At 63.8% G+C, this 24,304-nt stretch carries 23 protein-coding genes and 1 pseudogene; 12 read left to right on the top strand and 12 right to left on the bottom strand.

The features are described from left to right. Together EI28_RS09020 and EI28_RS09015 are read right to left on the bottom strand one after the other, a co-directional pair. Window positions 1-223 (bottom strand): DUF47 domain-containing protein (locus tag EI28_RS09020; protein ID WP_255342091.1); only part of this gene is annotated, 223 nt, incomplete at its 3' end. 148 nt (window positions 224-371) lie between these two features. Then, complete coding sequence (locus EI28_RS09015; RefSeq protein WP_048114281.1) at window positions 372-680, bottom strand: DUF1894 domain-containing protein; 309 nt, start codon at window positions 678-680, stop codon at window positions 372-374. On the opposite strand from EI28_RS09015, the gene EI28_RS15515 reads away from it, so the two are divergent. The 4 genes from EI28_RS15515 (at window position 674) to EI28_RS15505 (ending at window position 4,052) form a co-directional block, all read left to right on the top strand. Next, window positions 674-1,114, top strand: coding sequence for a nitroreductase family protein (locus EI28_RS15515; protein ID WP_369792279.1), 441 nt, complete (start codon window positions 674-676; stop codon window positions 1,112-1,114). The two genes, EI28_RS09015 and EI28_RS15515, sit on opposite strands and share 7 nt — an antisense overlap. Then, window positions 1,003-1,320: a nitroreductase family protein gene (locus EI28_RS14420; RefSeq protein WP_197018482.1), complete on the top strand. Its 318-nt coding sequence runs from the start codon at window positions 1,003-1,005 to the stop codon at window positions 1,318-1,320. The genes EI28_RS15515 and EI28_RS14420 overlap by 112 nt, the downstream gene beginning before the upstream one ends. 89 nt (window positions 1,321-1,409) lie before the next feature. Continuing rightward, entirely contained in the window at window positions 1,410-2,786 is a 1,377-nt protein-coding gene (locus EI28_RS15510) for a phosphoadenosine phosphosulfate reductase family protein (RefSeq protein WP_369792278.1), read from the top strand. Window positions 2,787-2,819: 33 nt separating this feature from the next. After that, window positions 2,820-4,052 (top strand): cysteine desulfurase, encoded by a 1,233-nt coding sequence (locus EI28_RS15505; protein ID WP_369792277.1) that lies wholly within the window; start codon window positions 2,820-2,822, stop codon window positions 4,050-4,052. Window positions 4,053-4,606: 554 nt separating this feature from the next. Here the strand turns inward: EI28_RS15505 and fdhD are convergent. The 4 genes from fdhD to fdhF all read right to left on the bottom strand — a co-directional run bounded on the left by fdhD (window position 4,607) and on the right by fdhF (window position 9,656). After that, complete coding sequence (gene fdhD / locus EI28_RS09000; protein WP_048114280.1) at window positions 4,607-5,338, bottom strand: formate dehydrogenase accessory sulfurtransferase FdhD; 732 nt, start codon at window positions 5,336-5,338, stop codon at window positions 4,607-4,609. A gap of 122 nt (window positions 5,339-5,460) precedes the next feature. Next, window positions 5,461-5,925 carry a glyoxalase/bleomycin resistance/dioxygenase family protein gene (locus EI28_RS08995; RefSeq protein ID WP_048114286.1) on the bottom strand — a complete coding sequence of 155 codons (465 nt, stop codon included), beginning with the start codon at window positions 5,923-5,925 and terminating at the stop codon, window positions 5,461-5,463. A 425-nt stretch (window positions 5,926-6,350) separates the two neighbouring features. Next, window positions 6,351-7,589: a Coenzyme F420 hydrogenase/dehydrogenase, beta subunit C-terminal domain gene (locus EI28_RS08985; RefSeq protein WP_048114278.1), complete on the bottom strand. Its 1,239-nt coding sequence runs from the start codon at window positions 7,587-7,589 to the stop codon at window positions 6,351-6,353. Continuing rightward, a complete protein-coding gene (gene fdhF, locus EI28_RS08980) occupies window positions 7,590-9,656 on the bottom strand; it encodes a formate dehydrogenase subunit alpha (protein ID WP_048114277.1) in 2,067 nt (688 codons plus the stop codon). A gap of 321 nt (window positions 9,657-9,977) precedes the next feature. Between fdhF and EI28_RS08975 the strand changes: the two genes are divergently transcribed. The 4 genes from EI28_RS08975 to EI28_RS08960 are packed head-to-tail and all read left to right on the top strand — an operon-like array spanning window position 9,978 to window position 13,760. Further along, window positions 9,978-10,619, top strand: a complete 642-nt coding sequence (locus tag EI28_RS08975) for an FmdE family protein (protein WP_048114285.1) — start codon at window positions 9,978-9,980, stop codon at window positions 10,617-10,619. Between the two features lie 56 nt (window positions 10,620-10,675). Further along, the gene (gene tsaA, locus EI28_RS08970; RefSeq protein ID WP_048114276.1) at window positions 10,676-11,494 is read left to right on the top strand and encodes a tRNA (N6-threonylcarbamoyladenosine(37)-N6)-methyltransferase TrmO; all 819 of its coding nucleotides are present in this window, start codon (window positions 10,676-10,678) and stop codon (window positions 11,492-11,494) included. 16 nt (window positions 11,495-11,510) lie between these two features. Continuing rightward, window positions 11,511-13,310 carry a molybdopterin-binding protein gene (locus tag EI28_RS08965; protein ID WP_048114275.1) on the top strand — a complete coding sequence of 600 codons (1,800 nt, stop codon included), beginning with the start codon at window positions 11,511-11,513 and terminating at the stop codon, window positions 13,308-13,310. A 51-nt stretch (window positions 13,311-13,361) separates the two neighbouring features. After that, on the top strand, window positions 13,362-13,760 hold the full coding sequence (locus tag EI28_RS08960; RefSeq protein ID WP_048114274.1) for a nuclear transport factor 2 family protein: 399 nt from the start codon (window positions 13,362-13,364) through the stop codon (window positions 13,758-13,760). A 284-nt stretch (window positions 13,761-14,044) separates the two neighbouring features. On the opposite strand, the gene EI28_RS08955 is transcribed toward EI28_RS08960, so the two are convergent. Beyond that, window positions 14,045-14,896, bottom strand: coding sequence for an META domain-containing protein (locus tag EI28_RS08955; RefSeq protein WP_048114273.1), 852 nt, complete (start codon window positions 14,894-14,896; stop codon window positions 14,045-14,047). A 218-nt stretch (window positions 14,897-15,114) separates the two neighbouring features. Continuing rightward, the gene (locus EI28_RS08950) at window positions 15,115-16,683 is read right to left on the bottom strand and encodes an META domain-containing protein (protein ID WP_048114272.1); all 1,569 of its coding nucleotides are present in this window, start codon (window positions 16,681-16,683) and stop codon (window positions 15,115-15,117) included. Between the two features lie 246 nt (window positions 16,684-16,929). Between EI28_RS08950 and gpmA the strand changes: the two genes are divergently transcribed. Together gpmA and EI28_RS08940 are read left to right on the top strand one after the other, a co-directional pair. Beyond that, window positions 16,930-17,685: a 2,3-diphosphoglycerate-dependent phosphoglycerate mutase gene (gpmA, locus tag EI28_RS08945; RefSeq protein ID WP_369792276.1), complete on the top strand. Its 756-nt coding sequence runs from the start codon at window positions 16,930-16,932 to the stop codon at window positions 17,683-17,685. A 161-nt stretch (window positions 17,686-17,846) separates the two neighbouring features. Continuing rightward, complete coding sequence (locus EI28_RS08940; RefSeq protein ID WP_048114270.1) at window positions 17,847-18,044, top strand: hypothetical protein; 198 nt, start codon at window positions 17,847-17,849, stop codon at window positions 18,042-18,044. A gap of 470 nt (window positions 18,045-18,514) precedes the next feature. On the opposite strand, the gene malQ is transcribed toward EI28_RS08940, so the two are convergent. Continuing rightward, entirely contained in the window at window positions 18,515-20,014 is a 1,500-nt protein-coding gene (malQ, locus tag EI28_RS08935) for a 4-alpha-glucanotransferase (RefSeq protein WP_082223140.1), read from the bottom strand. 109 nt (window positions 20,015-20,123) lie between these two features. On the opposite strand from malQ, the gene EI28_RS08930 reads away from it, so the two are divergent. Then, a complete protein-coding gene (locus tag EI28_RS08930) occupies window positions 20,124-20,342 on the top strand; it encodes a DUF2795 domain-containing protein (RefSeq protein ID WP_082223139.1) in 219 nt (72 codons plus the stop codon). Window positions 20,343-20,366: 24 nt separating this feature from the next. On the opposite strand, the pseudogene EI28_RS08925 reads toward EI28_RS08930, so the two are convergent. Beyond that, window positions 20,367-21,138 (bottom strand): annotated as a pseudogene (locus tag EI28_RS08925) (TIGR04255 family protein). 105 nt (window positions 21,139-21,243) lie between these two features. On the opposite strand from EI28_RS08925, the gene EI28_RS08920 reads away from it, so the two are divergent. Further along, a complete protein-coding gene (locus EI28_RS08920) occupies window positions 21,244-21,807 on the top strand; it encodes a diacylglycerol/polyprenol kinase family protein (RefSeq protein ID WP_048114269.1) in 564 nt (187 codons plus the stop codon). Window positions 21,808-22,287: 480 nt separating this feature from the next. Here the strand turns inward: EI28_RS08920 and EI28_RS08915 are convergent, their stop codons facing one another. Next, the gene (locus EI28_RS08915; RefSeq protein ID WP_048114268.1) at window positions 22,288-22,656 is read right to left on the bottom strand and encodes a hypothetical protein; all 369 of its coding nucleotides are present in this window, start codon (window positions 22,654-22,656) and stop codon (window positions 22,288-22,290) included. 294 nt (window positions 22,657-22,950) lie between these two features. Then, window positions 22,951-23,904, bottom strand: coding sequence for a methyltransferase domain-containing protein (locus EI28_RS08910; RefSeq protein WP_048114267.1), 954 nt, complete (start codon window positions 23,902-23,904; stop codon window positions 22,951-22,953). Window positions 23,905-24,304: the final 400 nt, after the last annotated feature.

The raw sequence follows: 24,304 nt of genomic DNA, 5'->3' as shown, positions 1-24,304 counted from the left end.
TGAACGTCCTGTTCAGCTGCTCGTAGATCTCATGCGAGATCTCGTCTCCCTGGTGCTCGATCTGCTTCATCCTATGGCACTGCTCTTTCACGTTCTCGAAGTTCTCGACGAGTTCGACGAGCAGATCGGCTGCGGAGACGACCGTCTGGGCCATCCTGTCGAAAAGATCAAAAAAAACCTTATCCTGAGGGACTACCCACTCCTTAATGCCCACAATGATCATTATAGCGTTTTTCAGTCAGGGACTATATAGCGATCGGTCAGGCTCTGCGGGTACGGTAACATGGAGTTGATGTAAATGCAAAGCCCCGTAGGGGGCGCATCCGTCATCTTTCCGGGATGTCCCGGTGCATTGCGGGCCGGAATTGCTCTTACCCGGAGACCCTGGGGAGGCTGCTTCGGATGAAGTCGAGGTCGCCCTCCTTTGCCGCGATCTCGTAGAGCATGGTTCCGGGACCGGCGCAGCGTTTCGTGAACGGCAGCAGGATCTTTCCCCTCTTGACCTGAAGCCCGACGAGCATCGGAGACCTCAGGAGCACCCGGACATCCCTGAACACAAAGTTCGGCGGTATCTCGTAGTATTCCCTGCAGTGCGTTCGGACATAGTCGTTCGCCTCGTCGGGCGTTGCGTTCAGGAGGAGCACTTTTCCACCGAGGTTGTTTACACAACAGGATGGCATCAGGGGTTGTTCGTAGTTATGTGAATAAAGATCTTGCGCCGCCCTTAAGGACAACCATATATAGAGGTCGGTACGATGCGGGCACCATGGCCACCACAGAACTCTCCATGAAGGGCTTCGAAGGTTTTCTCAACCTCGCGCGGAATCGCTACAGTGTCCAATCGTTCAAGAAGGCCCCCGTCGAGGACGAAAAACTCGGTGCGGTGCTCGATGCCGTCCGCCTGGCGCCGACGGCGGCCAACCGGCAGCCTTTCCGGTTCATCGTCATCCACACCGCCGGAAAGGAGAACGAACTCGGCCGCATTTACGGGAGAGCGTTCTTTTGGGAGGCGCCCATTCTCATCGCGCCTGCACGGTGCCGTCGGAGGCGTGGACGCGCTCCGACGGGAAGAACTACAGCGACGTGGACGTGGCAATCGCCATCGATCACCTGACGCTCGCGGCTGCGAGCCTGGGGCTTGGGACCCACTGGGTCGCCGCCTTCGATACCGGCGCGGCGCGCGAGGTGCTGGGCATTCCCGGTGACGCCGAGCCCGTTGCGTTCACCCCGCTTGGTTACCCTGCCGACCGGCCGCAGGAAAAGCAGCGCAAGGAGGTATCGGAACTGGTGCCGCTTGCGAGCACTGGTGACTCCAGGTAGCCGGTCCCGGCCTGATGCTGAGGCGGCCGTGAGGGCGGGGGCACCCCGGTCGGTTCACTTAATGCCTGCAGCCGCCAACCCTTCTTGAAGTGAAGCGCGAACCGGCAGTAAAGAAAGTCCTCTACTGGTGCGACCAGTGCAACGTCCCCCTCATCGGGCGCACCTGTGCCTGCGGAGCGAAAGCCAGGGAGATAGCGCTCCTGCAGCCGCACGACGTCCGGCCGGCACTCGCGGCGGACATGGCCCTTATCCGGCGCCTTCTTGCCGAACGGTTCGGTGATGATATCCCGCTGCCCCGCGTCGTGCTCCTGAACAAGACCGGCGGCGTCGACCGGGCAGACCTCGTGATTGTCCACGGCGACCGGCTCGGCTGGCTCACGTTCGACCCGATCGCGCGGAAGTTCAGTCTCGATATCGCTCCCGAAGCGCTCCCGCACATCCTGCCGCACGTGACCCGCGGCATCGTCGACCTCGAGGCCGAGCCCGCGGTGAACGCCCATAAGGGCCGTGTCGGCGGGAAACGGTTTCCTCTGGCGACTCCCGTGCCGGACGGGACGGTCATCGTCTCCTACAAAAACCGGTTCGGCACGGGCATCGTCAGGGACGGACTGGTCCGGGTGAAGGAACTCATCCCTGTTGAGCCCCGCACCCGGCCCGACCCGGGCTGGGACGAGGTGATCGAGAAGAACCGCTACCACTTAAAAAACCTCGAACGCAACGCCGTCCGCACCATCAAAAAACACATGAGCGACCGGCCGTGCGTGAACGTCTCGTTCTCCGGCGGCAAGGACAGCACCGCCGTTCTCCATCTTGCGCGGAAGGCGGGGGTGGAGAAGGCGTTCTTCATCGATACCGGGCTCGAGCTCCCCGAGACAGTGGAGTTCACGGCGTCGCAGGGCGTCGAGATCATCCAAAAAGGCGGCGACTTCTTCCGGGAGGTCGAGAAGGCGGGGCCGCCGACGAAGGACGGCCGCTGGTGCTGCAAATTCTTGAAACTCGATCCTCTGAATACCTATCTCGCCGGGATCGGTCCCTGCGTCACCATCCAGGGGAACCGGTGGTATGAATCCCGGAACCGTGCCGATCTCGAAGAAACGACCCAGAACCCGGTAAATCCCCTGCAGCTGAACGTCTCGCCGATCCGGAACTGGCGGGCGCTCGAGGTCTTCCTCTACCTCTGGTGGCGCGAGGCTCCGATGAACCCGCTCTACGAGATGGGGCTTGAGCGGGTGGGCTGCTACCTCTGCCCGGCGGCGCTCGAGAGCGAGTACGAGGGTGTCCGGGAGATGCACCCGGAACTGGCGGACCGCTGGGACGAATTCCTTATCAGGTGGGCGGAGAAGAACAGGTTGCCGGACGCCTACCACCGGTGGGGGCTCTGGCGGTGGCGGACGCTGCCCCCGAAGATGCGCGAGATCTGCAGGGAACGGGGCGTCCCTGTCAACGACGACGTTACCCTGCGGTAGTCTCTGATCAGGGAAGTGGCAAAGGTGGCAACTATGAAGAGTACGGATACCCGCGAGCCGGCACTGCCGGCAGAGACCGAGTCCGTCCCGGACGAGATCCGCAAGGACTTCCCGATCCTCGGCGACATCGTTTATCTCGACAACGCGGCGACGACCTTCTCGCCGGAGCCGGTGGTGGAGGCGCTCGTCGAGTTCGAGCACCGTTACCGGGCCAACGTCGGCCGGGGCGTTCACCGGCTGACCCGGATTGCGACGCAGCGCTACTGGCACGCCCACGAGAAGGTGGCCCGGTTCATCGGCGGAGAGGCGGGGGTGACTGTCTTTACGAGGAACGCCACCGACGCGATCAACATGGTCGCGCAGGGGCTTTCCTGGAAGCCGGGCGACCGCGTGGCGACCACCATCCTTGAGCACCACTCGAATCTTCTCCCCTGGAGGGCGCTTGCAAAACAGGGGGTCGCGCTCGACGTGGTCGGGATCGATGCCGATTATTCGCTCGACCTTGCCGCGCTCGAGGAGACTCTGGCCGGAGGCGGCGTCCGGCTCGTCGCCGTCACCCACGCCTCGAACGTCCTCGGCGTGACGACGCCGGTTAAGGTGATCGCGGCGCTCTGCCGGGAGCACGGCGCCCTCCTCCTGGTGGACGGGGCGCAGTCGCTCCCGCACATGCCGGTGAACGTCGCGGACCTCGGCTGCGACATCCTCTGCTTTGCGGGGCACAAGATGTTCGGCCCGACCGGGACCGGGGTCCTATGGATGCGGGATCTCCTTATCGAGCCCCCGATGCTCGGCGGCGGGATGGTCGCGAGCGTGAGCGCCGAAGGCTACGTTCCGGCGGAGGGCTACCAGCGCTACGAGGCCGGGACGCCGAACGTCGGCGGCGGGATCGCGCTCGGCGCCGCCGTGGACTACCTCTCGGGAATCGGGATGGAGAGGATCCACCGGCACGAGGAGCGCCTGACCGCCCGGCTGATCGAGGGGCTCTCCGGGATAGACGGGGTCACGGTCTATGCGGGCCGGCAACCGGGTGCCCGGATAGGGATCGTCTCGTTCACCATCGACGGCGTCCACCCGCAGGAGGCGGCGCAGATGCTCGATGAGGATGCGGATATCCTGGTGCGCTCGGGGCACCACTGCTGCCAGCCGCTGATGGAGCACCTGGACCTCCCGGAGGGGACGGTGCGGGCGAGCATGGCGGCCTTCACGACGGAGCAGGAGATCGATCTCCTGATCGCGGCCGTCGATGAGATCAGCCGGGGGCGGTAGAGCCGTCTCCCTCAATCCTCTAACCCCATTCGGCGTTTGGCTCTTCCAGGCTCAGGGTTTCCACATCTCCAGTCTACTCTTGGAATCTGCTCTTCGGTTGCACTTAGCACGGATTTCGAGGGAAGTGAGGGGTGCGCACCTCCGGTGCTCAAACCCCGTGCCTACTAGGATATCGTAAATCCAGAACATCCGGTCTTCTCCAGCGATGTCCCGTAGGGGCATCGCCTATCGCCATGCACTGCCCGCCCCCTTGGGGGCGGGAGGAGCGTGAAGCGCGGGTGGTGGGGGTTACAGATGTCCGCGTACAAGGTAGAGACAGGGGAGGGGGCACGCCCCCTCCCCGTCAGCCCCTCCCCCAATGGCGATACCCCCACGGTTCACTACATGGGCAAATTTGGGAAAATTAAATCTGAACGCACTATCTTACCGGTGGCAGGAAACTCCCGGGCCTAGATACGGCTGGGCATTCTCTCCTGCCACGATCAAATATACAGGGCCACTCCTGAACCCCACGGACTCATCCCTCCCCCCGGGACCGCCCGCTCACCCGGGCCCTATGCGCCCAGTTCTATAACCCTCTCCGCGTGCGTATACACCGCCATCTCCGGCGTGCCCGCGAACCCGACGATACAGAGCCCGGTCTCCTCCGCAACCTCCACGGCAAGCGCGGTCGGGGCCCCGGTGGAGACGAGCACCGGGATGCCGGCGATCAGGCACTTCCTGACCATCTCGGAGGTGACCGTTCCGGTGCCGACGGCAACCGTCCGCGAGAAGTCGAGAGATTCCCGCAGCCCCCGGCCGATCACCCTATCGAGGGCGTTGTGCCGGTCGAGGTCTTCTGCGCGGGCGACGACGCGGCCTCCTGAAGCAAGAGCAACCGCGTCGAGCGGTTTGTGGGTGGTGAGGGCGGCGACGGCGGCCTCGATCTCTGGCACGGTAACTACGAGATCGGAGTTGATTGCGGGCAGTTTCTGGGTGTCGATGTAGGAGACGGCTCCCCCGCACCCGGAGAGGATGGTCTTCTTCACGCTGACCCGCCTGAAGATGTTCTTCGTGATGACACTGATCCGGTTCTCTTCGATCCTGACCGACTCGATCTCGTCCGCGCTCCCGATGATCTCCTCGGTGTAGAGGTAGCCGGTGATGAAGTCCTCAAACTCGCCGGGGCTCAAGATGACGGTCGTCAGGTGCCGGCCGTTGACGAAGATCGCCGCCGGGGTCTCTTCGGCGGCATCGTGGGCGATCTCTCCGCCGCTGATACGGATACAGGCAATTCTCTTGAACATGGTTCCTCACTTTGCGTATGCCGCACGCGCCGCCGGGATCGCTGGGGGCGGGATCGATTCTCTGTAGAGATCATGCACGGGAGGGGACCAGACGATACCGGTTTTCGTCCCCACCGCACCTCTCATGCGCACTGCCGGACGAACTCCTCGGGCATCGAGGTGCGCCGTGCGGTCTCTTCGACCGAGAACCCGCTCTCAAGGAACCTCGTTACCACGCTCTCCATGGGTTCGCCGACCTCGATGATGTGCATGTCGGGATCGTAGAACCTGACGGCCCGCTGTCCCCAGGCCTGCTCGATCGGTTCGTGGACGTAGTTCACGGAGTCCATCCCTTTGAGCCTTGTCAGGAAGCCGTCCAGGTCGTCCTCTTCGAAGTAGAGTTCGGCGTTGTTCGACCGCGGAGCGATATCGTTCTCGGCGACGCCGATGAGGTCCTGGAAGTGCGACATCAGGTGTATCGCGAACCCTCCCTCGAAGATCACGTTCTCGCCGTGATCGTGGAGAACCTGTTGATCCAGCACCTCTTCGTAGAACGCCCTGGAGACCTTCACGTCACGAACGACAATAAGCGGGCATACGAACCTCATATCGATCATCTCAATGGGGTACTGGAGCAGTTCAGCCTTCCGATCTCCGCGTCTCCCGCTTCCCGGAACCCCTTCGTTTAAATGCCCTGAAAAATGGTGTAAAAAGGGTATTAACGGCTGTCCGGGGGCGGGAAGAGATGACAGGGGAATTTCCCCCGCCGCCGGGTATTGCCAGACACACCCTTTTGCGCCCCGGCACGGGCACATTCGGGTTTTTATGGAACTCAAGATGTCGTTGATCACACACCCGGCCGAACGGTCGGGCACAGGCAGGGGGGGGTCGGGGTGTTACCCCGTCACCGCCTGCCGGCCATCGCACCTGATGGTGCTCATGCTCCGGACGTTCCGTCCGTCGTCCTTCGAAAACGCTTCGCGTTTTCTCGAGCTCCGTTCCTTCGAAGCCTGACGGCTTCTCGGAACATCGCTTACTTAAACACGTCGAAGATCTGGTCGCTGCCGGTTGCGGAGAGCCGCTCCCGTTCCGCCGTCTCTTCGACGAGCGCGAGCACCGGGAGTTCCATGTCCACACCCGGGGTGTGGCCGAACATCTTCTCCATCTCCGTCTGCAGGGAGTGCATGTAGAGCGAGTTCGCGATCTCCATCGGGCAGTTCTCCTCGCACTGGCCGCAGTTGACACAGGAGTCGGCGATATGTGCGAACCGGATCAGGTGGAACATGAACGGCACAGGAAGCTCGCCCGGCGGAACCAGATAGGACTTCTTCGTGCTGCACTCTTCGCAGTAGCAGATCGGGCAGTTCTCGATGCACTGGTAGCACTTGATGCACCGGGACGAGTCCTCCATAATCTTTTTCAGACGTTCCTTGCCCTCGCCGAGCGCCTCGAAGTCTTTCGCCCGCCACTTGTCGCCGAGTTTCAGCATCGCGTTCTCGACCTTGCCGCGGATCTCGATGCCCTTCGGGTTCGCGGGTTCCGTGGCGATCGCTCCGGCTTTTGCGGCCGCATCGAGGAGGTTTGCACCCTTCTCGGAGCAGACCTCGACGAAGGTGGCCTTGCCGGCCTTATCGCCGATGACACCCCAGTTGCCGCAGGCGAGGTCCGCCTGGCGCGGGACTTTCATCTTGCAGCGGCGGCAGTTGCTGCGGCGGCCGTAGCCCTCGTCCTCAAGCTCGTCCATCGAGATGCCCTTGTGCTGGCCGTCTTTCGTGACGATGATGAACTGGCCCTTGTCGATCTCTTCCTTGACAACGTCGTCGGGGTCGACCCCGAACTTCTCGCGGATCATCTTCCGGGCAGCCACGGGGCTGACGGAACCGCCGCAGTTGACGCCGATCATGAGGAGGTTATCCGGGTTGACCTGGTTGCGCTTCGCGAGTTCGTAGATACCCATCGCGTCGCACCCCTTCACCGTCACCCCGAGACGCATGTCTTTCGCGCCGCCCAGGTACTTCTTGATCAGTTTCGAGAGCAGGAGCGTCCCGCAGTGGAGCGAGCCTGCCGTCTCCGAGAGCTCGGCGGGGTCGGTGATGATCGTGGGGACCGCGTCATAGAGGTCCACTCCTTTCTTCACCGCCAGCACGGCGTCGACGATCTTGTTCTCCAGGGCATACTTGAGCAGTCCGGTCACCGCACCGCCGCACTCCGCGACGCTGGCGATATCGGGGCTCGTCGTCCAGGCGTATACCATATCTCCCTTTGCTGCCATTTACTGCACCCCCGTGATCTTCTCGACCTTCACAGCACTGTGCTTCAACTCCGGCATCTTGGAGAGCGGGTCGAGAGCGGTGTTCGTCAGCATGTTCGCGGCCGCATCCCCGAAGTGCATCGTCATCATCAGAACGCCGGGTGCGACCTCATCGGTCACCTTCGCGATGGTCTCGACCTCGCCGCGCCTGCTGGTGAGTTTGATCTTCTCGCCGTTCTGGATCTTCAGACGCGCGGCATCCTCGCTGTTGATCTGGACGTAGCCTGCGGGCACCTCGTGGTGGAGGAGCTCCGCCCGGCCGGTCTGGGTCCGGGTGTGGTAGTGGAAGAGCAGACGTCCGGTCATCAGGGTGAACGGATACTCGGTGTCGGCGACCTCCGCGGGCGGCCGGTGCTCGAGACCGAAGAAGTGACCGAGGCCGTCGGCCGACGCGAACTTCTCGCGGTGCAGGATCGGCGTTCCGGGGTGGTCCTCTGACGGGCAGGGCCAGTGCACGGACTCCGGCTTCTCCATCCTTGCGTAGGAGATGCCGGACATCGACGGGGTGACCCGCCGTACGTCGTTCCAGATATCCTCCGGCGAGTTGAAGTCGAAGCCCTGGAGCCCGAGTTTGTGGGCGAGATCCACGAAGATCTGCCAGTCTTCCTTTGCATCGCCCGGGGGCTCCACGGCTTTCCTTACACGGTTGATGCGCCGCTCGCCGCTGGTGAACGTCCCGTCCTTCTCGGCGAAGGATGCCCCGGGCAGGATTACGTCGGCGTATTTCGCCGTCTCGGTCATGAAGATGTCCTGCACGACCAGGAAGTCGAGTTTCTCGAGCGACCGCATGACGTGGTTCGAGTCGGGGTAGGAGACGACCGGGTTCAGCGCGAAGATGTACATCGCTCTTATCGGGTCGCCGCACTGGGTGATCTGCTCCGTCAGCGTCACGCCGTACTCGCTTTCAAGCCCGGTAACGCCCCAGAGTTCCTCCATGCGCTTCCTGGTGGTGTCGTCCTCGCACTTCTGGTAGCCGGAGAAGACGTTCGGGTAAGCACCCATGTCGCAGGCGCCCTGGACGTTGTTCTGGCCGCGGAGCGGGTTGACGCCGGTGCCGGGCCTGCCCACGTTGCCCGTGAGCATCGAGAGGTTCCCGAGCGACCGGACGTTGTCCGTGCCGGTCGTGAGCTCCGTGATGCCGAGGCAGTAGATGACCACCGCGCTCTTGGCGCTGGCGTAAATCCGGGCGATCTCCTTGACCCGCTCGGTGGGGACGCCGGTGATCGACTCGACATCCGCGTAGTCCTCCACGGTCTTCTTCAGGTCTTCGAATCCCACCGTCCTCTTCTCGATGAACTCCTTGTCATGGAGGTCCTGCTGGATGATCCAGTACATGATCGAGTTGATCAGGGCAATGTTCGTCGAGGGGTTGTAGCGGACGTACTCGTCGGCCAGGCGCGCCGTGGGCGTGTAGCGCGGGTCGCAGACGACGATTGTCTTGCCTGCCTTCTTGGCCTGGACGAGCCGGCGCCCGGCGAGCGGGTGCGCCTCAATGGGGTTCGACCCGATCAGGAAGATGACGTCGGCGTTCAGGACGTCCTCGAAGGGGTTCGTCGCGGCACCGGAGCCGAACGAGAGCGAGAGCCCCGCGACGGACGGGCCGTGGCAGATACGGGCACAGTTGTCGATGTTGTTGGTCTTGAAGGCTACCCGAGCGAGTTTCTGCATGATGTAGCACTCTTCGTTCGGGGTACGGCACGAGACCTGGAACCCGAGTGATTTCGGGCCGTACTTCTCGTAGGTCTCCTTGAACTTCGAGGCGATGAGGTCATACGCCTCGTCCCAGGATGCCTCGACGAACTCGCCGTTCTTCTTGATAAGGGGTTTCGTCAGCCGGTCGGGGCTGTGCACGAACTCCCAGCAGGTGGCACCCTTGGGGCAGAGTTTGCCTTCGTTTACCGGGGTCCTCTTGAGGGGCTCGACCCCCACGAGCTTACCGTCATTTACCACGAGATTGAGCCCGCACCCTACGCCGCAGTACGGGCAGGTTGTGGGAACGTAACGTAATTTACCATTAGTGTCAGCCATGTGAATTCTCCCGATAGTTGCATTCAACGTCGGTTTTGCCAGTCATGTCCGGCTAGAGCGGACATGTTAACAGTGGCTTTACTCTACTAAGGAGTATATAAATTTAAACTTACTCCTTTAACATTGGCTGAAGTTTCATGCTGTATAGTTGATGTCCCTTGAACCCAATCTCCGGCACCCGGGTTATGGCCTCCGATATCAATGATTATGCGATTAGGTGACACTTCCTCGGCGATATGCCGCAGTAACCCGTTTAGGGTAAAGTAAATTTGATTTACTGATCCAAAATGTTTACAACCAACCTTGACCAAACACCTCTCCGTGCAACCGAGACTGAATCACACATGGGAAGATATCGAGGCCCGGCTCGAGTCAAGAGGCTCCTCTCCTGAGTTGATCGAGGACTTCAAACGATGCATCGATTTTCACACCTTCGCGGCCCCCGGGCTCCTGGTCGGGGTCTTCATGGTGGACTATGCCATGGAACTCCTGGACGTCCCCCGGGGCGAGAAGATCTATGCCGTCTGCGAGAGCAAGAAGTGCCTGCCCGACGCCCTGCAGGTGGTCGCCCACTGCACGGTCGGCAACAACCGCCTCCGGGTGATCCCGATCGGGAAGTTCGCCATCACCATGAACGGGCCGGCCGACGCCCCGTACGTGAACGGGATCCGGGTCTTCGTCGACGGCGATAAGATCGAGCGGTATCCGACGTTCGCCCTCTGGTTCACGAAAGACCCGCTCTTCGACCCGAGATCCCGGGGTATCGCGCTGATCGACGAGTTGATCGATGCAGGACGCGACATCCTCTCCTTCGAGCGGGTGCGGGTGAAAGTGCCCCAGAAGTGGCCGTGGAAGTCCGCGATCTGCTCCATCTGCGGCGAGATGGTGCCCAGCCATATGCTCGTCGACGGGGCCTGCGCGGACTGCCGGTCACAGTCCTACTACGAGAAGGTAGCCTACTGAGGAGATCACCTCCCCCCCGGGGGGAGGCATAACCCCATCGAGATGGAAGGCACCGCATGGAACTCTCCTCTATCGGGCTCGTGCATTCAGGTATCCGCTCCCGTAGCGAGATGCCTGTCCAGGGCGTCGACGCCGAGATCGAGATCTATTCCCGGTATTCCAGGGGACTCTCCGGTATCGAGGAGAACTCGCACCTTATCCTCATCTGCTGGATGCACGAGGCCGGCCGGGACGTCCTCACGGCGGTCGCCCGGAAGGTTTCGGGCGATCTCCCGGAGAAAGGTGTCTTCTCCCTCCGCTCTCCGGTGCGGCCGAACCCCCTCTCCGTCTCGGTGGTGCGGCTCCGCGGTGTGCGGGATGGCCGGTTCCTTGCTCTCGCGAACGTCGACCTGATCGACGAAACGCCGGTGATCGATATCAAGCCCTACCAGACGGGATGGGACTGCGTCTTCTCCGCGACCGGCCACGACCGGACGGAGAAGATCCGGAAGATGAGCCCCGGCGAGTACCGGGCCGGCCTCATCCGCGAGGCCGTGAACTATCACGGGGAACTCTGCCCCGGGGTGGCGGTCGGGGTGCGGATTGCGGAGGCGGCGACGCGGATACTTGAGCGCGACCTGCGCCACCCGCGGGTTTCGGTCGCGCCCGGCCCCGATCCCTGTATCGCCGACGCGCTCATCGGGATCACCGGCGCGAGCCCCGGAAACCGCCGGCTGGGCTGTTCGGGAGGAGACCGGTACGTTCTCTCCTGTCCCGGAAAGGAGGTGGTCTTCCTCCTCCGGGACGTGCCGGAGAGCGTCGATGCGATCCTTGCGGCCGGCGAGGCGTCGCTCTTTGACTGCACCGTTCGCTCCCGGCCGCAACAGAAACGATGATCCAGGAGTCACGAATATGCCACACAGGTACCTGAACCTCACCCCGCTTCCCGAGGCGCTCGCGATCATGCGGCGGGAGTTCCCCTCGCCGGGCCGCGCCGAGACCGTTCCGCTACGCGAGGCTGTCGGCAGGGTGACGGCCGAACCCCTGTATGCGGGGTATTCCGTTCCCATGGCCGATATCGCGAAGTTCGACGGTTACGCAGTGAAGAGCGGCGAGACCCGTGGAGCGCAGGACCAGCGGCCGCTGCCTCTTGCCGGGTATTCACGCGTCAACACCGGCGAAGTGCTCCCGCAGCCGTTCGACGCCGTCGTCATGATCGAGGACACCTGGGACGAGGGCGGCATCCCCCGGATCCGCAAGTCCGCCGCACCCGGGCAGCACATCCGCCGTGCCGGCGAGGATGTCCGGGCGGGAGAACTCGTCCTCCCGAAAGGCCACCGCATCCGGCCGTTCGATATCGGTGCGCTCGCGACCTACGGGATAGACCGGGTGAGCGTGCGGTCGGTCCGGGTCGGCATCGTCCCGACGGGGAGCGACCTCGTGCCGCTCGGTACGGCGCCCGGGCCCGGCCGGACGATCGAGACGAACACCCTCATGGCGGAGGCGTACCTCACCGGGATCGGGGCGACCTGCCGCCGTTACGGGATCGTTCCCGACGATACCGGCCTGATCCGGGAGGCGGTCGAGACAGCGGTCGCCGAGAACGATATCGTCATCATCTCGGCGGGTTCGTCGGCCGGCACCCGCGACTTCTCCCGGGACGTCGTCGAGGATCTCGGGGAGATTGTCTTTCACGGCATCGCGGTCAGGCCGGGTAAACCGGCGCTGCTCGCGAACGTCGGCGGCAAGCCGGTTCTCGGGATGCCGGGGTATCCCGTCGGCGCACAGACGGTTCTCCGCGAGGTTGCCGGGAACCTTCTCTCGTGGTGGGGGCTCTCGCCGGTCCCGTGCGGGGAGCTGGACGTCCGGCTGTCACGGAGGCTTGCGTCCGACCTCGGGTTCGACGAGTTCGTTCCGGTCTCGGTCGGGCGGGTCGACGGCACCTGCTGGGCGACACCCCATCCCCGGGGTAGCGGCATCCAGATGGCGGTCGTCCGGGCGAATGGCTACCTCCACATCCCGGCCGAACGGGAGGGGGTCGAGGAGGGCGAGGAGGTGCGCGTCCGGCTCACCGTCCCGCCCGCTTCCATCACCCGGACGCTTGTCTGCGTCGGGAGGCGCGATCCCGTCCTCGGGGAACTCGGAACCCATCTCGCGGAGGCCGGCTACCAGTTCCACTGCTGCAACGCTTCGACGATGGGGGCGGTGCTCGCCCTGCGGGCGAAGACCTGCCACGCGGCGACGGTTGCTCTCCCCGAGACCGCGTCGGCATGGGACGACCAGGTGCTCCGCTACCTGCCGGACGTCGACCTCCTCCGGGTGCCGGTGGCCCGGACGGAACTGGGGATCGCGTCGGCCGATCCTCTCGACGCCGGGAGCCTTGCGTCGCTCCGGGTCGCCAACCGCCCGAAGAGCGCGGCGGCGCAGTTCCTCCTCGATTCGTGGCTCGACCGGGAAGGGATCGACGTCTCCCCGTCGGGCGTTCCCGCGGACGTCCGGGTCTGTTCTGCCCTTGAAGCGCGGGAGGCGGGGCTCCGGTTCACCTCGATCGGCTGCGAGTCGTGCGATCTGGTGATACGAGAGGAACTTGCCGCGGACGAGGGCGTCGCCGCCCTCATCGAGGCCTTACGCTCGCCGGAGTTCCGCGCGTACCTCCATTCGATCGGGAGAGCGTCCGGGGACGGAGATGCGCCCGGCGTCTTTTCGGCCTGAGCCGCCGCACCTGCTCGAAACGCATATCCTTTTCCGGCATGACCACTTCTCATGCGAGTCAGCGAGCAGACACGGGAGCAGATCATGGCGGTGCTCCGGCGGATGACGGACGCCATGGGCAGAAAGGATGTCGAGAGCCTGGTGGCGCTCGTTGACCCTGACTTCCGGGGTTTATTCGCCGACACCGGCGAAAAGGTGATCGGGAGGGAAGCCTGCCGCCGGCACCTCGAGCGCGGCTTTGCGCGGGCGGAAACCGTCGCACTCGATCTCTCCGACGTCCGTATCGGCGCCGAGGGGACGGTCGCCTGGGTGATGGCCGATATGACCTGCCGTTTTGTCTCAGGCGGTGTCCCGCGGACCCGGAACGGGCGGATGACGGCGGTGCTCCGGGGGACGGGCCACGCGTGGGTTTTTGCCCAGGTGCACTGCTCGCTTCCGGCAGAAGGATAGAAAGAAGGGCGGTCGTATCCGGCGTAACTCTTTTTGCCCTTTTGGGGATCTGTTTGGGTCATGGGGGAGTGCGAGCGAAGCGAGCTTGAGCACCGGAGGTGCGGAGGCACGAAATGTGCAGTTCTCACGAAATCCGTGCCGGGTGTCGCCGAAAAACAGATCAAGATATGGTTGGAAGCCTTTTAGCCGGGCAACGCGGTGGAAATGGCAGAGCAGGTTCTGCTATTGGGTCCAGTCGCCGCACACATGCTGCAAAAAGCGTTCGGGGTTCTCCTCTCTCCACCTCAAGCCTCCGCTTCAAAGAACAGAATCGCCCTGCCGTTGCCGTCGATGACCGCGAGGGTATCCCCGACGATCCGGTAGCCCGCCGCCGACCGGAGGAGGTTGAGGTAGGTTTTCTCCTGCTCCATGATGCCGGCGGGCTCGGCGCAGGAGGCTTTCGTCGCGATGATCCGCTCCACGCCAATCCCCGTCTCGTTGACCTGGTAGGGGGCGGAGTAGGCGTTGCACCCGGCAGACCCCGAGAGCGTGCCGTCGCCGTCGAAGACCAGGGTGATATCGGTTCCGGGCACCGGCGATGCGACGGTGCTGCCGCCGCCGGTGGTGTAGCGGGTGAGGTGCCATTCGGTCGAAAGCAGCGGCACGCTCTCGGGCTGCTCTGCTCGCGCGAACGCGAGCACCTCCCGCCCGGAAGGCCCGGAGATCGTCAGCCGGTCGTCCTCGACCCGGTAGGAGGCGGCCGCCACGAGGAGTTCCCGGTAGCGCTTCTCCTGCTGCACGAGTTCCTGCGCCTCCGCAGGATAGGCCGCGGTGGCGACGACCGGTTCCACTGCGATTGCGGAGCCGTTGATCCGGTATGAGGCGGAGTAGAGGTTGCACCCGGCGGACCCCGTGAGCGTTCCGCTCTCGCCGAAGACGATGAGCGGTGCCGTCCCGTGCAGGGGCGCGACGACGGAGCCGTTATCGGCGCGGAACTCGACCAGGTCCCATGCCGTCCCGCTAAGTGGTTCGACGATTCGGCCGGTCTCGTCGGGGTTCACGTCCGCATCGCCGGTCCAGGCGACCGAGACGATGCACGCCGCTACGATGATCAGGAATGCAGTCTTCGCGAGTATGTTCTGTCCCCCTCTTCCCATCTCTTTCGGGTAGGCATAGGGAGCGAAAGAAGAAATAGTAACTCATTTCCATCGAGATTTCCTCATACCTCCCCTTCCTCAGGATCGGAAGAGTGCGGTATCTATCCGGAGTTTCTGTCCGGAGAGCGCTCCTAAGGGAGAGAAGGGCGCTCTGCCGGGGTAAAAGGGCTAAATCGGGCAGGGGCCGATCGGCCCCTGTGCCGGAGACGGGGTACGGATCAGGGCCGGCCCGCGCTGTAAGAGAGCAGGGTCGCTCCTCCTTCATCGAGGAGATCGAGCCGGTTCCCGTCGATCTGGTAGCCTGCAACCGAGGTGAGGAGGTTGAGGTACCGGTTCTCCTGCTCCATGACGCCTTCCGGCTCGTTGCAGTGCATCTTCGTGCTGATCGGCGGCTCAATGCTGAGTTCAGCGCCGTCGATCTGGTAGCCGGCCCCGTAGGAGTTGCACCCGGCGCTGCCGGTGACGTTTCCGTCAGGGTCGAAGAGCGCCGTGATCGTGGTCCCGACGATCACCGAGGAGACCGTCTCCCCGCCGGGGATGCTGAAGGACTCAAGCGTCCACTCCGTTCCGGCGAGCGGTGCCGGCGTGACCTCCGGTGCCTGCACGAAGAAGAGCAGGTCGGTGCCCTCCGCGTCCGTGAGGATCAGGCGGTCGCCCTCCGTCCGGTAGGAGGAGACGTTCGCGAGGAGGCCCATGAACGCCGCTTCCTGCTCCATGACCCCCGGCGTCTCGCAGTACATCAAAGTGCTGTAGAGCGAGGAGACCGTGAGGTCTGCGCCGTCGAGGCTGTACTGGCCGCCGTAGTGGTTGCACCCGGCGTTGCCGGTGACGTTCCCGTCGTCAAAGTTCGCGGTGATCGTCGTGCCGGCGATCACCGAGGAGACTGCGTCTCCGTTGGCGCTGTAGGACTCAAGCACCCAGTCCGTCCCGACGAGCGGGAGGTCGGGCGTTTGTGCGGCTTTCTCGAAGACCAGCAGGTCGCCGCCCTCGCTGTCGGCGAGGATCAGCAGGTTGTCTTCCATCCGGTAGGAGGCGACTTCCGTGAGGAGCGCAAGGTAGCGGTCCTCCTGGTCCATGATGCCGGGCGGGTCCATACAATACATCTCGGTCCGTATGGCCGGCTCGATGGTGAGCGCTGCGCCGTCCACGGTGTAGTCTGCGCTGTAGTGGTTGCACCCGGCCGACCCGCCGAGGCTGCCCTCTGCGCTGAAGGTCACCGTCACGCCCGTGCCGTCAAGAACCGGTGTCTGGGTGCCGTTCTCCCCGGCGAGGCTCGTGAGCGTCCACCAGGTGTTTCCCGCGAGTCCCGTGGACTCGTCTCCCTTCACGAAGACGAGGACGTCGGCGCCTTCCGCGTCGGTGATGACGAGCCGGTCGCTCTCGATCCGGCATCCGGCCGCCGAGCCGAGGAGATCGATGAACCGTGCCTCCTGGTCCATGATGCCTTCGGGCTCCGTGCAGAGTTTCAGTGTCTGGGCAATCGAGGAGATGGAGAGGGTCGTTCCGTCGAGCTGGTAGTCGCCGCCGTAGCCGTTGCATCCGGCCGAGCCGGTGACCTTGCCGTCGTCGTCGAACCGGGCGGTGATCTCCGTTCCCGGCAGAACCCCGACGAGCGTGCCGTTTTCGTCGAGGTATGAATCGAGAGCCCAGGAGGTCCCGGTGAGCCCTGCGGCAGTTCCGGGCGTCGACGTGCCCCCCGTGCACCCCGCGACGACGATGCACGCCACGACGATGACAGAGAGTGATACCGTCGTGAGGATGTAGTTCCTTCTTCTGTTCGGTGTCATACAATTGCATATGGGCGGGATTGAGTGATAAATGAATGGTAGGCTACGAAAAAAATCGAACCTATGTGTGGCCGGTTTGCCGAATCTGGCGAGTATACGTTTTATCCGGGTGCGGTTATCTTACGCTGCCGGACGGCGGAAGGCGGGCCGTTCCTCCGGTGTTGCGATGTTCCGGCAGCTCTCGCCGGGCACATTCCTGTGCATGCGGGGGTTTTTATCCGGCCAGTTCCATACCGGGTGTGGGAGATGGATGCTGTGGCAATGTTGATCCTTCTGCGACACGGCGAGAGCACCTGGAACAGGGAGAACCGGTTCACGGGCTGGACCGACGTGGACCTCTCGCCGCAGGGTGTAAAAGAAGCTCATAAGGCGGCGGAACTTCTCAGGGACGGCGGGTACACGTTCGGCGTCGCCTATACCTCCGTCCTGAAGCGGGCGATCCGGACGCTCTGGATCGTGATGGACGACCTCGATCTCATGTACGTTCCCGTGCACCGGTCGTGGCGGCTGAACGAGAAGGGTTACGGCGCCCTGCAGGGCCTGAATAAAAAGGAGACGGCGGAGAAGTACGGCGCGGATCAGGTGCACCTCTGGCGCCGGGCATACGACGTGCGGCCGCCGCCGCTCGCGTGGGACGATCCGAGGCACCCGCGGTTCGACCCCCGCTACGCGGATCTCGACCCGGAGAGCCTCCCTGCGACCGAGTCCCTGCACGACACGCTCGAGCGGGTGCTCCCCTACTGGGAGAGCCATATCACCGAAGATCTCCGGCGGGGCAAAACCGTCCTGGTCTCCGCCCACGGCAACAGCCTCCGCGCCCTGGTCAAGCACCTGGACAATGTTCCCGACGACGAGATCGCGGGGCTCAACATTCCTACCGGCTATCCCTTGGTCTACGAACTGGACGGGGACCTGAAGGCCGTGAAGCACTATTACCTCGGTGACCCGGAGGAGATCGCGGCGGCCACACAGGGCGTGGCCCGGCAGGCGGGGCCGGGATAACCGGGGCTATCCTCCCGGCCTTTCCCCGATACATCCCTTTGTTTACCTCCCTGTAACACAATCGTAACACCGTTCCTGCTGTTGTTACAGATCTGTAACATCTTTTGCCCGCCTGTAACAAAACTGTAACAATTAAATCTCCGCCCGGTAAACATTATTCTATGTCCAGGGTCGTCCGGGTTGACGAGGAGGCACTGGAGGTCGCCCTGCAGTACGGGAAGAACCTCTCAGCCGGGATCATGAAGATGGAAGAGATGCTCAGAAAACAGGAGAAGGCGAAGCGCGACTATACCAATATCGAGGAGATGGTCCGCCGGGCGGTCAGGGAAGAACTCGATATGCTGACTGCCAGGTACTGAGTGGATGGGCTGAGCCCGGGGCAGATGATGCCGGGGGGCACTCTTTCCCTGAGTGTGTGGCTCGGAGAAGACCTCCTGAGAGAGTTGTTGTTGCTATAGGGTCTGGCACCAACTAGAAGAGGATAAGGACAGACACGATCCAGTTTTCCCCGCAATACGGGTGCAGTGGACCGTGGTGGCTATCGCCAAGAGAGGGGTGGGGACAAAGGGGAGTGCGATGGGCGGCACGCCCGGAGCTCGAGCACCCGAAGGTGCGGAGTGCGAGCGCAGCGAGCATGAGAAACTCGAAGAGTTTCGAGGTGTGAGCGCAGCGAACACGAGAAGAACGAAGTTCTTCGAGGGGGGATGCTCCCCCCTCCCCTGAAACCCCTCCCCCAAATGCGATATTCGATGGAAATCCGTGCTCTGGAGCGATTCTAGACGAGGTCATCTAGAAGATCGTCCAGCGTAAAGATTCCAAGACCACCAATTCACCCCCGCCCCGTGAGTTCCGCGAGCCCGCGGAGCCACTCGAACGGCGCACCGGCGAACTCCTCCGGCGTCATCCGCCACACCCAGTTTCCCGTGGTGGTCGAGGGATAGTTCATCCGTGCCGCGGCGCCGAGGCCGAGGACGTCCTGCATCGGGACGATGCACGCCCGGGCGACCGAGGTCATTGCCAGCCGGACGAGCTCCCGGTGAACCTCGTCCGCCGCGACTTTCCGCCCGATATAGGCGAAGAACCGCTGCCTGTCTTCTTCCGACGCCTCCTCCTCAAACCACCCTCTCGCCGTGTTGTTGTCGTGTGTCCCCGTGTAGCAGATGAGGTTTGGGGCGTAATTGTGCGGGATATGGGGGGTTCTTGCGATCCCCTCGCCGAACCCGAAGAGGAGGATCTTCATCCCCGGAAAGTCGAACCGGTCGAGGAGGGCCTGGACGGCGGGGGTGTTCGCCCCCAGGTCTTCGGCGACGATGGCGAAACAGGGATGCTTTCGGGCGAGCGCCTCGAAGAAGTCTTCTCCCGGCCCGTCGACCCAGGTGCCGCGCTCGGCCGTCGCGTCGCCCGCCGGAACCTCGTAGTAGTCGGCGAATGCCCGGAAGTGGTCGATCCGGAAGAGGTCGTAGAGTTCGGCGGACCGGGCGATCCGGCCCGCCCACCAGTCGTAACCGCGCTCCCGGAGTGCGGCCCAGTCGTAGACCGGGTTCCCCCAGAGCTGCCCGGTCCTGCTGAAGATATCGGGCGGCACCCCCGCCACCACGGTCGTGCGGAGGTCTTCGTCCAGTTTGAAGATCCCGGGGTTCGCCCAGACGTCGACGCTGTCATACGCGACGTAGATCGGGATGTCGCCGATCACCTGGATGCCCCGTTCGGTGCAGTAGCGCCGGAGGGCCGACCACTGCCGGGCGGCGATGTACTGGAGGAACTTCTCTTTTCGTATCCGGTCGTCGAGCAGTTCGCGCATCTCTTTGAGGGCTCCCGACTCCCTTGCCCGGATATCCTCCGGCCACCGGTTCCACGCCTGCCCGCGGAAATGGCCTTTTAACGCGACGAAGAGCGCGTGGTCGTCGAGCCACCATCCCGCGCCGTCGCAGAACGCTTCAAACCTGCGATCCGGCCCGGAGTGGCGGAACCGCTCGTACGCAACCGCAAACAGCCGTTCCCGGTACCATGCGGCCGCCTCGTACGCCGCCCGCTCCTCCGGGAACCCGGGCGCCGGCTCCAGTTCGCTCTTCCTGAGATAGCCTTCCCGGACGAGCATCTCGGGGCTGATGAGGAGGGTGTTCATGGCAAACGCCGACGGGCTGGAGTAGGGAGAATGGGCGTACGCCGTCTCTGTCGGGTTGAGCGGCAGGATCTGCCAGTAGTGCTGCCGGCCCCGCTCAAGCGCATCGACGAACCGGTATGCCGCCGGGCCGAAGTCCCCGATGCCGTAGGGCGACGGCAGGGACGTGATATGCAGGAGTATGCCGCTCCCCCGTGTCTGAATCATGCACTGTCTCCCCTGACCGGAAGGTTCGTCCCACTGGGGCGGTCTCCACTTATAGCCTTATCCCGCCCGGGGAGTACGGTCAAATAGATCCCGCTCCATAGGGGCCGGAATGGAGGTGATCGAGACGGCGTTACCGACCGGCATGACCAACTCCCGTATTCAGGAATACCTTCGCGACGTCCCCTACCCGGCGACCCGGCAGGTTCTGGTCGACCGTGCCCGTAAGACCGGTGCACCGGGCGATATCCTGCGGGCGCTCGAACGGCTGCCGGAGAGGCGGTATGCGAGCCCGGACGCCGTGATCGAGACCATCGGGATGCTGGTGTGAGGGTATGCCGTCCCCCGCCGGAGATCACCGTGCCGCTGCAGTCGCCGTCGCCTCCTCACGGACGGTGAAGAGGTCGCGGAGAGTGTCCCTGATGCAGGCCTCGAAGATGTCCCGCACGTGGGTGTGGGCGATCTCCAGCCAGTCGGCCACCCCGTCCGGCGGGATGTTCTGTCCTTCCGTCAGGTAGTAGTCGATGTTCAGGAGGTACGCGTTGTGCTCCGTCGATTCGGGGACGGCGTCGGTGAGTTCCACCCGGCAGTTGTCGCGGTTGTCGTGGAACGAGAACTCGCACCCGGTGATGAACCTGCCGGCACCTGCGGGAGTTCCGGCGGGAGGGTGGGGTAGAAGGCGAAGTAGTCCGAGAGCGTCACCTCCCGCTCCGGGATCTCGATGAAGTTGACGTAGCGCAGGTTCATGGTGCCGATGGCGTCGGTGCCGATGACCTCCCGGAACCGGTCGAACGCCCCGTGGATCCGCTCCGAGAAGGCCTCCCAGTGGACGTAGGGTTTCTGGCAGCTCACCGAGAGCAGCCGGGGCCCGACCTGGACGGCGCAGCCTCGTCCTCGGCGAGGAAGATCGAGCGTTCGCCGACCAGGAGTTCTTCGCGGAGCCCCTCCGGGCCGAGGAGCATGACCACCTCGCGCACGTAGCGCTGGTCGCGTTTTGGGTAGGTGTCCTTTAAGTGACTGTAGAGTATCCCCGGATAGGTCAGGTCCCAGGCGGTATCCTCGGGAAACCGGAATTCGCATATCACTTCGGCGGCGGGCGGGTTGACATACTTCCTTACCTCTGCCATATTCTTCTCCCTCAGGGGGTGTTGGATGGAAGGAGACTACTTTAAGGTGACTGCCCGGCGGAACCATCACGATGCTTTATCTCCCGCGGCCGCTATCCGGGTGTGATGGGCGAGACGTTCCGCCAGACGGTTCACCTGGTCATGGGGGTCCTCGGCGCGGCGGTGATCCTCCGCCTGGACGACCGGTGGGCGTTCATCTTCGTGAGCGCCGCTCTTGCCCTCCAGTTCCTCCTCTGCGACGCCTTCACCCGCGGCTACGACGTCCCGGTCCTCTCGCGGGTGATGGACGAGTCGGAACGCACCGGGAAGGTGCCGCTCAAGGGCGGCATCGCCTACGCCGCCGGGGCGCTCTTCTGCCTCGCGGTCTTCGGCCGCGAGTACACCGCGGTCGGCCTCGTCACGGTCGGGGTGCTCGACAGCGTTTCAACGCTCGCCGGGCTGCGGTTCGGGCGGCACACCCTCGTCGGCAGCAAATCATTCGAGGGGACGGTTGCCGGGGCGGCGGCGGCCGCGCTTGCCCTCTCCTTCCTGATCCCCTGGTGGGCGGCCGTGGTCGTGGTGGGGGTTGCGGGCGTCATCGAGGCCTGCTTCCCGCTCGACGACAACGTGGCGATTCAGGTGGGGGTTTGCGTGGTGCTGGCGGGGATGGGGGTCGGAGTGGGGTTGTGACAGAAGAGTCTCGAGTGCTGGATTTGCGGAGTGCATGGTGCAAAAGCCCCGTGCTCTGGACCGTGGTGGCTATCCCCGAGAGGGGGGTGGGGACAATGGGGAGTGCGAACGGAGTGAGCATGAGAAACTCGAAGAGTTTCGAGGGGGGGAATACTCCCCCCTCCCCACCTGACGGTGGTCGAGCTCCGGGCGTTCGCACCTTCGGTGCTCATGCTCCCGCTCTGGCGACCGGTCGCATTCCGCCCATCCCCCTCCCCGTCAGCCCCTCAAAGAACTTCGTTCTTCTCATGCTCCTGCCCTTCGGCCAGTCGCACTCCCCGCGTGGCGATAAGCGACGTTCCGGCAGGAACGGAGCTGGAGCACCGAAGGTGCGATATCCATGGGAAACCCGCACACGGGCAGGTGCGGCAAAAAGAAAGTAGCATGAACCCTCAGCACTATCTTACTAAATCGCGCTGAGCCCTGTCGATCCTCTCCCTTTCAGTGCTTCACACCCCGCTTCTTGAGTTCCTCCGACTTCTTCTTCGAGCACTCCTCGCACCGGAACTCGGGCGCCGGGTCGTTCGATTTGTCGTAGTTCTGCGCCCGGACCAGGCGGTAGCCCCGGGCGACCTTCCCGCAGTCCACGCACCGGACCTCCTCTTTGACCTCCCACTGGGCGGCGAGCGCCTCGGAGGTGAAGATGAACCGGTCGACCCAGAAGAAGATGAGGCCGCCGATGAGGTTTGCGACGACGGTGGCGGCGAGCGCCCCGAGGCCCGCGAGCCAGTAGAGCACGACGGCGAGGATGGGCGTTGAGAGCTGCCACCGGACGAGATAGAGGCCGTATCGCTTAAAATTTACTTCCACATATAAAATTCGGCGGGCGACCTCATAAAACCGGGGCCGGCATCAGTACCCCGCTAACGATCTTGAGGGAGTTCCCGCGAGGTCAAACCACCGATCTTTCTTCGCACCTCTCGGTGCTCATGCTCTTGTCGTTCCGACAGTCGCACTTCGCGGCTCGCACCTGGCGGTGCTCAAGCTCGCTACGCTCGCACTTCGCGCGAGCTAACCGGAATAGGCAACAATACGGTCTCACGCGAAGAACGCGAAGTCGCGAATGCCGGTGCCCGGGTACTGCTGACTCCGCGTTTAAACTTGTCACCCGAGCACCAGGATCCGGCGGGTCAGGCTCTTGTGCACCCGCTGCTCGTGCTCCTGCAGGACGGTGAAGTGGCGGGCGGCGATCGGCGTGATGTCGCGATGCGTGACGACGACCGCGCGCCTCCCCGGCCGGAGGATGCGCCGGATCTCCGCAAGCGATCCGTCGTAGAGCCGGTCCATGCTGTCCGCACGGATCCGGACCGACTGGCCGTAGGGAAGATCGGTCACGACCGAATCAAGCGCCCCGTCGCAGATCGGGACCGCCGTGGCGTCGGCGATCATTACATCCGAATCCGGGAGGTTCTGCCGGTAGCCGTCGACCATCGCGGGGTCGAAGTCGCTCCCGAGGATCCGGACGCCGATCTCCCGGGCCTCAAGCAGGATCCCGCCGGTGCCGCAGAAGGGGTCATAGACCATCTCCCCGGGGCGGACCAGGGAGATGTTGACGAGCGCCCGGGCCATCCGGGGCATCATCACGCCGGGGTGGAAGAACGGCCGGCGCATGGGGTTCCGCGCCTCGAACGCCCCCCGGTCGATCTTCTGGATGACGCGGCCGAAGTAGCAGCGGTCTTCCGAGACGACGGCGCGGTATTCCTCGACGGGATCGCGGAGCGAAACCGGGCCGGCGATCAGGCTCCCGATCAGCCGCTCGACCTCGAGGTGTTCGGCATCCATCCGGCTCTCCTGGATCATCTTTACCCGGCCGGCGAACGGCTTCTCCGTCCGGAGCGCAAGGTCGCGGAGGAGATCCTCAAACGCTGCCCTTGTGGGCTCGCACTCCCCGAGGTACTCCATCACCACGTGCGTCAGGGCGAGGCGCCCGGCGATCTGGGGGTCCGGGCACTCCGCGACCGCGACCTGGGTCCTCCGGTCGAGCACCGTGCCCACGCACTCCAGTTCCATGGCGGGGAGGTCGGGGTGCTCGCCGGAGAGCTCGAAGAGCAGCTTCATTCCTATGGTATTGGGGGCGCGAGGGGGATAAAACGGGCGGGCATGGGTTCTGCATATTCGCTCGGTCGAACGCGTGGAAACAGGGGAAGCGAGGAGAGAGCCCGGTGCAGTGGACCGTGGTGGCCTGCGCACCTCCGCACCTCCGGTGCTTAAACTCCGTTCCCGAAACCCTTCCGGGTTTCTCCAGCTCCGATTCTGACGAACCGTCGCATCCTGAAGGAACGTCGTTCTCCGGTGCTCGAGTTCCTGCCCTTCGGCCAGTCGCCAGTCCAAGACCTTCGGCCTTCTTCTGCTCCTGCCCTTCGGCCAGTCGCCAGTCCAAGACCTTCGGTCTTCTCCTGCTCCTGCCCTTCGGCCAGTCGCCAGTCCAAGACCTTCGGCCTTCTTCTGCTCCTGCCCT

Source organism: Methanoculleus sp. MH98A, assembly GCF_000691865.1.
In the GTDB taxonomy this organism is placed as follows: Archaea; Halobacteriota; Methanomicrobia; order Methanomicrobiales; family Methanoculleaceae; genus Methanoculleus.
The sequence above is the reverse complement of the archived record's forward strand: the minus strand, read 5'-3'. Positions and strand labels throughout refer to the sequence as shown.